This is a genomic window from Mycobacterium sp. 1465703.0 (assembly GCF_001672975.1).
In the GTDB taxonomy this organism is placed as follows: Bacteria; Actinomycetota; Actinomycetes; order Mycobacteriales; family Mycobacteriaceae; genus Mycobacterium.
Genome location: NZ_LZKU01000185.1, coordinates 1 through 11223, shown reverse-complemented (window position 1 = coordinate 11223; position 11223 = coordinate 1). Strand labels below are relative to the sequence as shown.

At 65.9% G+C, this 11223-nt stretch carries 11 protein-coding genes; 8 read left to right on the top strand and 3 right to left on the bottom strand.

What is annotated here, in order from left to right; genetic code table 11:
• Positions 1 to 199: hypothetical protein (locus tag A5625_RS30210; RefSeq protein WP_232003734.1), on the top strand; the 199-nt coding region annotated here is incomplete at its 5' end.
• Here the strand turns inward: A5625_RS30210 and A5625_RS17115 are convergent.
• Positions 189 to 506 carry a hypothetical protein gene (locus tag A5625_RS17115; RefSeq protein WP_066996290.1) on the bottom strand — a complete coding sequence of 106 codons (318 nt, stop codon included), beginning with the start codon at positions 504 to 506 and terminating at the stop codon, positions 189 to 191. The two genes, A5625_RS30210 and A5625_RS17115, sit on opposite strands and share 11 nt — an antisense overlap.
• Positions 507 to 801: 295 nt before the next feature.
• Between A5625_RS17115 and A5625_RS28460 the strand changes: the two genes are divergently transcribed.
• The gene (locus A5625_RS28460) at positions 802 to 2007 is read left to right on the top strand and encodes a helix-turn-helix domain-containing protein (protein WP_082984439.1); all 1206 of its coding nucleotides are present in this window, start codon (positions 802 to 804) and stop codon (positions 2005 to 2007) included.
• A gap of 423 nt (positions 2008 to 2430) precedes the next feature.
• On the opposite strand, the gene A5625_RS17105 is transcribed toward A5625_RS28460, so the two are convergent.
• Both A5625_RS17105 and A5625_RS17100 read right to left on the bottom strand, forming a co-directional pair.
• Positions 2431 to 3093 carry a hypothetical protein gene (locus tag A5625_RS17105; protein ID WP_232003733.1) on the bottom strand — a complete coding sequence of 221 codons (663 nt, stop codon included), beginning with the start codon at positions 3091 to 3093 and terminating at the stop codon, positions 2431 to 2433.
• Positions 3094 to 3796: 703 nt separating this feature from the next.
• Positions 3797 to 4579, bottom strand: coding sequence for a sensor domain-containing protein (locus A5625_RS17100; RefSeq protein ID WP_066996287.1), 783 nt, complete (start codon positions 4577 to 4579; stop codon positions 3797 to 3799).
• Between the two features lie 241 nt (positions 4580 to 4820).
• Here A5625_RS17100 and A5625_RS17095 point away from each other — a divergent pair, with 241 nt between their 5' ends.
• From A5625_RS17095 to A5625_RS17070, 6 genes are all read left to right on the top strand, one after another.
• Positions 4821 to 5861: a sensor domain-containing protein gene (locus A5625_RS17095; protein ID WP_082984438.1), complete on the top strand. Its 1041-nt coding sequence runs from the start codon at positions 4821 to 4823 to the stop codon at positions 5859 to 5861.
• A 207-nt stretch (positions 5862 to 6068) separates the two neighbouring features.
• Positions 6069 to 6806, top strand: coding sequence for a sensor domain-containing protein (locus A5625_RS17090; RefSeq protein WP_197516136.1), 738 nt, complete (start codon positions 6069 to 6071; stop codon positions 6804 to 6806).
• A gap of 97 nt (positions 6807 to 6903) precedes the next feature.
• Positions 6904 to 7338: a hypothetical protein gene (locus tag A5625_RS17085; RefSeq protein ID WP_066996281.1), complete on the top strand. Its 435-nt coding sequence runs from the start codon at positions 6904 to 6906 to the stop codon at positions 7336 to 7338.
• A gap of 50 nt (positions 7339 to 7388) precedes the next feature.
• Positions 7389 to 8630, top strand: coding sequence for a hypothetical protein (locus tag A5625_RS17080; RefSeq protein ID WP_082984440.1), 1242 nt, complete (start codon positions 7389 to 7391; stop codon positions 8628 to 8630).
• On the top strand, positions 8627 to 9835 hold the full coding sequence (locus A5625_RS17075; protein ID WP_066996279.1) for a hypothetical protein: 1209 nt from the start codon (positions 8627 to 8629) through the stop codon (positions 9833 to 9835). The genes A5625_RS17080 and A5625_RS17075 overlap by 4 nt, the downstream gene beginning before the upstream one ends.
• 7 nt (positions 9836 to 9842) lie before the next feature.
• Positions 9843 to 11165 (top strand): serine/threonine-protein kinase, encoded by a 1323-nt coding sequence (locus A5625_RS17070; protein WP_232003732.1) that lies wholly within the window; start codon positions 9843 to 9845, stop codon positions 11163 to 11165.
• The last annotated feature ends 58 nt before the right edge of the window (positions 11166 to 11223 follow it).

Below are 11223 nucleotides of genomic sequence, written 5' to 3'. Positions count from 1 at the left end.
TCCGCCCGCTGCCCGTTGTCAGCTGCACTTACGGCGACAGAGCCCAGCCACGCACCGAACTCTTCGAGCCTGCGCGCGCCGCACGAAGGCGCCGCTGTATCTGGGCGTGGCCCTCACTGTGGCCGTCGTGCTGTTCGCCATCGTAGGATTTTGGGCCCCAGGCCTTTTCGTCACCAAAGAACTCGCCGTCACCTGGTGAATTTTTGGCGGCCGCGCCGCCGGGGACGCACGGGGTAGCCGCCGTGTTCGGCGAGGTCGTGCAAGCGGCGCAGGGCGAAGTCGCGCGGCCGGCCGGGCTCTTCGGGGACCACGACCCCGGCCAGCAAGCCGGAAGCGTTTGGGGTGTTCCATCCGTCGTAGGCGCACCGGAAGCGGCGCAGGCACGCGCGGCATAGGGCCTTGGCTTCAGCGTCGGGTTCCTCGGTGGTCCAGCGGTCGGGGTCGCGGACGCAAGCACCGACGTAATCCTCTGGTGGCGCCGCTGGGGGCTTGTCAGGGGCATTCATGATCGGCCCCCTGTGGCTGCTGCATGTCGTCCAACAGATGCATGCTGCTACTGTAACCACAGCGCTAGGCATTGTGCAACGTTTAGAACAACAGCACCGCTGAGGATGACACGCCCTATCCGCTGTGCGAAGGCAGACCGCGTCTGCCACGGGTAGGGACCTAGCCAGGGCTGATGGCCGCTAACGTGGGGAATCTGAGAGCGCGATCCGGCCCGCGCGATTCGCTAGCTGGCACGAAACGCCCACGGTCACGCGGAGTGTGGCGCAGCCACTGCACCTGTACAAGGTGTAGCATTTGACGAAGCAGGTCGGCGAACCGCAGCACAAGCACGTTCACCCGTTATCGAGGGAGCAGCCATTGACGTCCGAATACCCGACCTACCCACCCACCACTTCGCTGGTCGTCCAGGTCGGCCAGGTAACCCACACACTCGATCCGGCCGCCGGCGTGGCGGTGATCGGTAGAGAAGCCGGGGTGGCTATCGAGGTCGACGACGAGCGGATCTCACGCCGGCATGTCCGGCTCGAACCGCACCGCGACGGCTGGCAAGCAATTGACACCAGCGCCAACGGGATGTTTATCGACGCAGTGCGCCGTAATTGTGTACTCGTTACCGGCGCCATCACCCTGTACCTAGGAGCGCCGGACGGCATCGCGGTGACGTTAACCCCCCAGGGCTCCTCGCAAAGATCACTCGACGAGTCGACGCAGGTCGTAGCCGCGTTCGATACCGACGAACAATGGGAGGACGACCAAAGTGACCCCGGCGTGGTGCGTGCAGGCGCCGCGGTCGCCGAGCGCCGCCAGCAGTTGGGGCTCTCCCAGCGCAGCTTGGACCGCGACGGGATCATCAATGCCGGCGCACTCATCAAGTTCGAAAAGGGCCGCAGCTGGCCGCGGCAACGAACATTGGAACGGCTGGAAAAGGTCCTGGAGTGGCCGACGGGCCACATCACCCGTATTCGACGCGGAGCGGTCACCCAACCCCTCACCGGTCCGCTACAGCCCAGCAGACCCACATCAGCGATCAGCGACGAGGCCACCGAGGTTTTCACCGACTCAATTCAGGCGCCGCTGATGGCCGAGACGGTGGAACTGGCCATGCACACCCTCACCGCGGCAATTGCTGATCTGCCCGAGCCCGACGACCCCAGCTTCACCCCGAAAGCCACCAGCATCTTGTCGGATCTACGCAAACTGGAAAGACTGGCATCGAGCGCTGCCCGCAATGCCAAAGGCAGCCCGGCGGTCATCCTTGCGCTGAGCAGCGTTCGGCGCAGCTACAACGAGTTGATGATGCGCGCCGCGCGATCCCCCTCGGCCACGCTGGGCCAGCGACTCTACGGGGCGCGCCAGCGCGCCGAGCTGAGCCTGCAGGAGGCCGCCAATGGTGCGGGGCTGCCGGTGACGGTCTTGGAAGACGTTGAAGCCGAGCGGGCGGTATCTGCAGAAGCCGAAACAGCTTTGGCGAATCTGATCGCTCAACTGGGCATCAGCTGATCGTTGGTGGGCACGTCCTCGCGCTGGCCGCGCACGTCGACGCATACGACCTGCAATCGCCGCGCAATTATGCGTCGTAGGTCCCCTAGACTCGAGGTGTGGAAGGACGAAATCAACGGCGTCGCAGTCCAATAGGGTCTGAATTGCCGCCGCTTGGACCGTTGTGGCTTTTGGCTGATCGCATCCTGGCAGCCACCCGGCATAGGAGGCGCCGCCCGCTAGGGTCGGAGTTGCCGCCGCTGGGCCCGCTGTGGGTCCTGTGCGATCAGGTCTTGGCCGCGACCCGATTCGCTCCCCCTCGCCTGTACCGAATTCTGTGGGGTGTCCAACCGCGCCCGCCCCACTGGCACATCACCGACACCAAAGTGAGTGCGCGAAAACCGTTGTGCGAGTTGGCGCTACAGCAAAGGCGTTGCGGTGAATCTAGAGGGGCCAGCCAGGAACGGCGGGCAGGGTGGGGAACTGGGAGCGGGGGTAGGCGCCGCCGCCGCGCACGAGGTTGGGATGTGGCGGCGCTTTGGCAAGGCATCTGTCGTGGTCGTCATGCCAGGTGGGCCAGTCCGAACCCACGCCACTATTGGCGAACCAGCCCCCTTGATGGTTGGTGATCTTCCATCCGTTGAAGACATCGGCAGAGGGTGCCCGCGCGGGACCTCGCTGGGGTGGCTTCGGCGGCCCGGGATCGGTCGGTGCGGTCATGGCGATCCGCTTGGGTTCGATGCCTCCGTCAGGGTCGGGCATCACGTAGTGGTCTGCGTAATCGCCGTGACGACCGGGCTCAGCGGTGCTGAAGACGTACTCGCATGTCACCACGATGACATCGCGTCCAGCAACGGTAATCGAAAGGATGTGTTGCTGTTCGGTTCCGATCCAGGGGTTGGTGGGCCGTCCGGTGTCGGGCCATAGCTGCTGGGTGCCCATCGGATCATTATCCGTTTTGTTCGGGTCCACGGCGTGCTCGAATCCGGGGTAGAGATATTTGTCGTCGCCGGTGAGGGAGGCGAGCAGGTAGGACTCGGTGTAAGCCCGAACTGCTACGGCGGGCCCCGCGGTCAGGTCGATCCCGGGCTCGGCGCTCCAGACCACGGTGAGGTCGTTCAGGGATTCCGGTCACCCGGCGGGTGGTCGTGAATTGGGTTGCGCCGCAGCGGCGGTGTCAGGGTGGGAGGCACACGCTGCCACCAGCAACATGGCTGCCACCGACGACGCGGCATAGCGCGATGCGCGCCGCCAGCTCATGTCGCAGCCCCGTGGGGAGGTGGCGTCGGTTGTGTCCAGGCCGGGGATTGTGGCTGGGGCGCAGGACTTGCCTGGGCGGCTTGGCAGCGCAGTGCCTTACGCGCATTGTGATTTTCGAGCAGGGCGACCCAGTTCCATGCGATGACGGAGGTGATGCTCCACCAGCCGGCAAGTAGATTGTGCAGCAGCGCGCCGCGCAACTCAGCCTCGCATTGGGCGAAAGTCCCTGTGAAGGCGTAACTCTGGTTGAGAGAGAGCATCACCAAGCCGGTGTGTTTGGTGATGCGGACCCGAAAGATCGATTGGCCGCCGGTCACAGTTCCGGAGGGATAGGGCGCCCGCGGAGTGCAGTAAGCCGGCCAGTGCGCGGGTCCTTGAAGTGGTTGCGGCACTGGGGGATAGGGATACCGATATTGAGGGTGGTGGTGGGGGTATCCGTGCTGACCGAAATAAGGGTGGTGTTGAGCCATCTGATGGTCCTCTGTCGGGAGTAGGGATCGGCCTGAATCAGGCCGGCTTATCGGCGTGAGCTAGCTGTGGTCGTAATGGGTCATGCCTGCGAGATCGCCCCGGTGGTTTTGGCGACGATGTCGCTGGCCTGGCTGGTGGTGTCGAAGCCGCACCACAAGGTGTCGACGATGACGTTGTTGGCCAGTCCCATCGCACGCTGGCAGGTAAATCCGTCGATCCCGAGTTGGGTTTGAGTGGCGGTCAGGGTGGCCTCGCTGGCCTGCACGTCACCGAAGGTGAAGGTGACTGGGCGGTGACCGGGCGGGGTGACGATCAGTGAGCGGTTGGCGCAGTCCGACCAGCGTGTTTTGGACTGGCTGAAGAATTGGTGGGCCGAGTCGGCGTCACGGAAGCCGACCAGCGCCTGGATCAAAGCGTGCTGCGCGCCGCGGGGTCCAGTGTCATCGAGGTTCTGCCCTTGCACAGCGGTCCAGTTGCTGCCCTGGTAGACGGTGGCTTCGGCCGGTGAGTAAATGTCCAGGCAGCTGGTGTTGGACACCACGGTTTCGTCGTGCCACATCCGTGAGACCGGTTGGCGCACCGCCATGGCGGTGGTGTGGCCGATGGTGTTGACGTCGTTCTCGCTGAGCAGCAGATCTGCCAGATGCTGCGGCAGAATCGGTGGTGGCTGCCATCGGCCCAGGTCCGGCGCCGCCGCGGGATGTCCGACGGCGGTGGCCGTGCACCCGGTCAGCAGGAGAGCCAGGGCGATGCCGGCCAGGATCACCCAGCGCGCAGTGGCGGCCATCCGGGTGCCGGCGCCACCCTCGTGGCCCTGCGGGGAGCCTATTGGTCCGGATTGGACCAGCGACACAGCGCTCATGTGGGTCCTCACTTACTAGCGCATCGGTATGACCGGGGACGCTACCGCAGTAAACGCAGCAGTGCAACTGTTAGAAACGTTGCGCAACCCTTACCGCTGTGTTTTACTCCAAAGCATGCTGGACGGACCCTCCGCACGCGGCCACCTCACCTTCCACCCGGGGCACACCCACGGCGTGGCCGCTCACCAGTGAACTACCGCACGAACCCGGCGTTCACCGACTTCCGAAAGGACACTCCCCATGCCTGAGCACACGCACCCGCCGCTGACCGACATGCCGCATCCGGCGACAGCATCGTCTACCGCCGCTGCGCTAAGAAGTGGTACAGCAGTCGCCCACTATGGCCACCCAGTTGTCCCCACGCCGCCCAGCCTCGGTGGACCTGGCGAGGAAATCACCACGGTGCTACCGCGGCGGCCTTACGCACTCGAGGGACCACCCCCCGCACCGCCCGCATCGATAAGTCCCTCTTGGGGTTTCGCCCCAGCGCATCCCGTGCCCGCCCCGACGGTCCCGCCACGGCAGGCCTGGCAGGGCAAAGCAACCTGGATCGTCGGTGCCATCGCAGTCGCGGTCGTCACCGCGTGCGCCGCCCTGGGTATCCACGCCGCCAGCAGTTCCGATAGCGGCCCCGACCCGAAAGGCGCTGCGGCGCCGAACGCCTCGCCGGCCCAACCCAGCGCCAGCCCCGCGCCGGCGGCAACCATGCCGCTGTCGGCGCTGCCCGGGCTGCGCCTGGACGTGGCCACCATCAACAGCATTGAAGGCGCCACGAACATCGCGCCGCGCGCCGAGGTCACCAATGACGCCGCGGCCTACATAGGCGGAGACAACGACCACCCCGAATGCGGGGAGATCCACGGTGTAGCGCTCCAAAAGGACCTCGACAACAGCGGCTACCTCGCCGTGCGGACCCAAGCGCTGCAAGACCCGCGTCAGACCGACCACGTGATCGACGACGGCGCGATCTACTTTTCTTCGGCCAAGGCGGCCAACGACTTTGTCGCCAAGCAAGCCCAGGCCTGGCCGAAATGCAACGGCGCCACACTGCACCCCGCTCCCGCGCCGGGGGAATCACCAAGCATCTGGATGGTGGGCACCGCCGCCAACCACGACGGCATGCTCACCGTCACCAATACCGAAGAAGGCGCCGAAGGCTGGCAGTGCCAGCGAGCGCTCACTGCCCGCAACAACGTCGTAATCGACGTGCGCGACTGCGGCGTGACCCCCCAGGCCATCACCATCGCCACCCGCATGGCTGACCGCGTCACCCCACGCTGACACCAGGTGATCAATGAACGGCGCCCAAGTTGTCGACCGGGCTGCACTAGGCCAAGGCACAACACACATCGCATCGCCCCAGCTCAAGGCCGGCCGACAGAACATCGGTCATGAGAAGCTACACACCACGAGCACCCCACCAAAAAGCGCACGCCATCGCACCACGGCCGCCAGGCACCATATGACGAAAGGCAAACAATGACCCGGATGCGGTTTGCGCCCACCATCATTCGGCTCTTCCACGTGTTGGTGTCGGCGGCGCTAATCACGCTGGCGGCCGGGTGCACCGACATCGTTCCCGGGACGGTACGCGCCGGACCGAACCTCAAACCCCGCCCCCTCACGGGTGAGGTCATCAAAGACACGATGCTGACCGACACCGAGCTGTCACACGTGTTTGGTCAGTCATTCGTCATCGACCGGACGCTAGCATTCGGCGGCCCCGCCGAGCTGTTCTGGGACTGGCCAGGTTCCAAACAAAGCGATTGCGCCGGGCTAACCCACATCCTGATGGGCGAGGTCTACACCAGCGCCCAGGTGCTCAACGTCGCGCATGAACTGTGGTGGGATTCGCACGACGATCGGGATCCAACGGTGATCGACCTCGAGGAGGGTGTGGTCGCGCTGCCGACGATGGCCGCCGCGGATGGAATGTTCGACAAATTCACCCAACAGTGGCGCAGATGTGTTGGGGCACGGATCGATACCGGTATCAACGAGCACTACGAGGCCAGCGACGTGCACGCCGATGCATCTGTCGTGGAAGCCACCGTGACCAACCACGATCAGACAGTAAATCTTCGCGAGGCTCATGCGCTCGGGGTGCGGGATAACTGCATCGTCGAGGTCTCCATCACCTACTTCCGCAACACCGCGCCCGCGCCCGGGCATAGCGCCGGCGATGTGGCTCGCCAGATGTTGAACAAAATCGGCGATCGCGCCTGACGCACTGGTAGTAGCAGCTACCATCTGCTGGTCCGGTCGAGGTGGCTCGTCATGACCACCGAGGCCCGCGCGCAGTCGCAGAGTTGAGGACGACGACATGGAAAAGGGCAAGGCAGCCGATCGCCGCCCGCCGCCGGCCGAGCCGACGATAGGGCTTAGCGCACCGCGAATCGGGCAGCTCAATGCCGCACAGCAGGCCCGTGTGCGCCACGTCGCACGCGAGGCCGCGCTGCTCTACCCAGACGACCCTGCCCTGCAGCACTGCACGGTTGAGGCGGCGATCGACTATTTGTGCGGCGCCGCCGATCTGGGCGCCACGGGCGCCGAATGGCATCGAGTCCGTGACGAAGAAAAGCGCCTCCGCGCCCGGGTGCGACAGTTGGCGGTGATGTCGGTGGCCGACAAGACGTTCTCCGAGCGCGGGGTAGCCCTCGCGATCGGGGTCGACCGTATGCGGTTGCGCCGCTGGTCGGGCAAACCGACGAGTTCCCATCCCGCCGGGTCGGCGCTGGCTCAGGAAGCCCGCCGGTGATTGCACGGGGCCCGGGCGCGCGCGACCGCGGCCACCTGCGCTGGCGTCTGATGTCGGCACCACTTCTGCTCACCGGCTTCGCCGCGGTGATCGCGCTGGGCAGTGGCTGCTCATCGGTGGTGACCGGCAGCGCCGTCAAGTCCGGCGGCCCGGCCCCGGCGGCGGCCAATGCGGCGCTGCTCGACCCCGGCAACTATCCGCGCCGACCACGACCACCGTTGGGCACTGTGGCCGATGACGCCGCCGGGCGCCGGGTGGAAGCCCAGCGGATGGCCGACATGGTGACCGGCCCCTGGCAGATAGACGACAAGCTCATCAGCCCGACGAACGCCGAAATCGCGCCCACCACCGCCATATCCGACCCGGGCCGGCTTTCGGTGCTGGTGCGCGGCGAGACGATCGCCCCGATCGCCGCCTCACATCACTTCGTGGCCGGGTTCGTCGGCGGCCGCACCACCCCGCCACCCCCGAAAGGACAGGCCGGCGGCGACAGTCCCAAGATCTTGGACAACGGAGTGTTGCGCTTCCCCAGCACCCAAGACGCCGCCGACGCCGCGGCGGCCATGGGCGCAGCCGACCTGGGCACCGTGCGCCCAGGCAACATTTGGGCCACCCGACTCCCCATTCCGCGTTATCCGAACACACTGGCCGACGTTGCCGCGCTCTCGGGAGGCTTTGAAGCCGAGTCGTTCACCGCACACGGACCCTATGTGTTCTTCCAGTTCGCCGGCTCTAAGGAAAGCGCCGCAGCGGCCGCCGACATGATCGCCAAAACCCTGGACCTGCAAGGCCCTTCGGCTGATCACTTCCAAGCCACACCGGTAGACCAGCTGGCCACTTTGCCCGCTGACCCGAGCGGACTACTGGCCCGCACCGTGCCGGCCACCGACCCCAACATCAACCAGGCCGCGGTCTACCCGCCGCACGGCGCGCTACTTTTCCGCTCCGATCCGGTAGCCACCCAAGCGATGTACAACGACGCCGGCATCGCCCGCGTCGCCGCCGACCGCACCACCGTCTACGAGGCAGTTGATAGCACCGGTGCGCAGCGCGCCGCCGATGGCCTTGCCCGCATGGACGTCCCGTTCCTGCGCTACCACTCCGCTCCCGGCGTCAACGGGCTTCCCTCGGCGCGCTGCTTTGACCGCGGACCCGACAGCACCGACCTGGGCGCCGTGCGATTCCTGTGCATCGCAACCGCCGATCGTTACGCCTTCAAAGCCACTGCCGCACAAGAGATCGAGGCCCACCAGATCATCGCCGCCCAATACCTGATGCTGACGACACCATGACACGACACGCACCCACGTTGATCCTCGCCCTCGCGACCGCGGCGGCCACCGTGGCCTGCAGCACGACGATCGCGGGCAGCGCGATCAAAGCCCCGGGAACGGGCAGCCCCGACGGTGTCGATCTGGCCTTGCTCGACGTCGGTAACTTCCCGACCACCCCGCGCCCCGCTCTGGGCGCCGCCGGCGACCCGCTGCGCGGCGGCTGGGCCGAAGGCCGCCGCCTGGCCGGCGCCGTGGTGGGCCCCTGGGAGGTCAACCCCGACCTGATCGACTTCGCGCAAATGGAATCCGGCGTCGTCAAAGACACCGACGCGGTCAACTCCCTGCTGGGCGCCCCACTAGGCGAGGCCCTTAACGGCCACCACTTACTGGCCGGGTTTTCCAGCGCTCGCCACACCGACAAAGACTCCTATAAGGACCTGCTCAACATGGTGTTGGAACTGGCCAGCCCCGCCGACGCGACCGCCGCGGTCACCGACATGGCCGCCAAAGGAGTGTCCTTGACCATGCCGTTTGACACCAAACCTGTCCCCACCCAACCGTTCTCGATTCCCCGATACCCCGCAACAACTGCGCTGAGCTACAACTGGACCGCACACTACCCCGAACCAGGGGGGCCGCGCTTCACGGTGACCGCACTGAGCGCACACGGCCAATACGTATTGGCGCAAGCGGCAACCTCGTCCGACAACCCCGATACAGCGGCCCAAACGATCGCCACCACACTGGATTTACAGCAACCCCAGGTCGACCAATTCAAGCCCACACCACCGGATCAGATGGCCCAACTGCCGCTGGACCCCGACGGATTGATGGCGCGCACCGTGGCGCCCCGATCCGAAAATGAGTCGATCAGCGACGGCGTCTATGACGCACACGGGGCCCTGCACCTGGCTCCCGACGACCCGGTCCATCTGAGCGCGCTGTTCAAATCCGCTGGCGTGCAGCAGGTTGCCTGGGTGGTGGAAACCAGGATCTACCAAACCCCTGACAGCGGCTCGGCCGCGCGCCTGGTGACCGACATGACCGGCCCGAACCAGGTCGGCGGGATCTCGGGCATGCCCAAGGCGAAATGCTTCAACGAGACGCTGGCTTACTGGTGTGTGGCCCGCGCGGACCGCTACGCCTACGAGATGCAAAACGAACAAGAACACGCACTGCACCAGATGATGGCCGCCCAATACCGCATGCTGACCGGAAAGTAAGCCACTCATGCCGCTTGCCGTAGGAACCGTGATCGCTGGATACCGCATCGAAAATGTGCTGGGCTCTGGCGGAATGGGCACGGTCTATCTGGCTCGCCACCCCACGCTGCCGCGCAGCGATGCACTGAAAATTTTGTCCTCTGAACTGTCGGTGGACCGCCAGTTTAGGGTCCGCTTCACCCGCGAAGCTGACCTGGCCGCCACCCTCAACCACCCCAACATCGTGCGGGTTTATAACCGGGGCGAAACCGACGGACATCTGTGGATCGCCATGGAGTACGTCGAAGGAACCGCCGCCAACGATTTGGCCCGCGCCAACCTCACCCCGACCCGCATCGTGCGCATCATCACCGACGTCGCCGCCGCACTCGATTACGCCCACTCGCGCCGCGTGCTGCACCGCGACATCAAACCCGGCAACTTCCTCGTCTCGTCACCGGGCAGCGACCATGAGCGGGTGCTGTTGGCCGACTTCGGCATTGCGCGCGCCCTCGATGACGCCACGACCTTGACCGCGACGGGATCGATGGTCGGCACCGCCGCGTATGCGGCTCCGGAGACGATCGAAGGCCGCCCGGCCGATCACCGCACCGACATTTATTCGCTGGGCTGCGCCTTGTTTCGGCTGCTGACCAGCCGCACCCCCTACGACGACAACTCCCTGTCGGCGATGCTGGCCGGCCACCTGATGCGGCCCATCCCACACCCCACTGAACTCAACCCCACCCTGCCCGCCGAGATCGACGACGTGATTGACCGAGCGCTGGCCAAAGATCCCGAGCAGCGCTACCAAACCGCCGGCGCGCTGGCCGCCGCAACCGCGGCCGCGCTTACCAGCAAGCCCGCCCCGCCGACCACGACCGGTCCCAGTGGACCGCGAGTAATCAACCCCACCAATCCCACGTGGACCTACCCACCGACGCCGCCTCCCGGCGCGCCGGTGTGGCCGGCCTATAACTCCCCAGCGGCGGCTGAACCACCCAACAGTGCTGTACCGCAACCGTTTGCAAGCTTGCCGTCGACGCCACCGGCCACCCACCCGCCCATGTCCGCACCTAAGCCCAAGCGCCGCACCCGTATCCGCCTCATTGTGGGAGCGACGGTGCTGGTTGCCGCACTGGTCGCCGCGACCGTGGTGGGTATTCACGTGTTCGGCCGCTCCAGCGGGGACTTGGGCCCCTACCAGCCACAAACCCTCAACACCAAATTCGGCGCTCTCAAACTCGAGCACCGCCCGGTAGCCATCGCCGCGCTGGGACCCGGCGATCCCGATGCTGTGCTCTCTCTCGGCGCTCAGCCCGTCGTGATGAACGCGGCCAACGCGTTATAGGTGGGTTGGTCGATGGCGCCGGTGTCGATGATGAGGTCGGGTTTGGCCGCGGTGATAG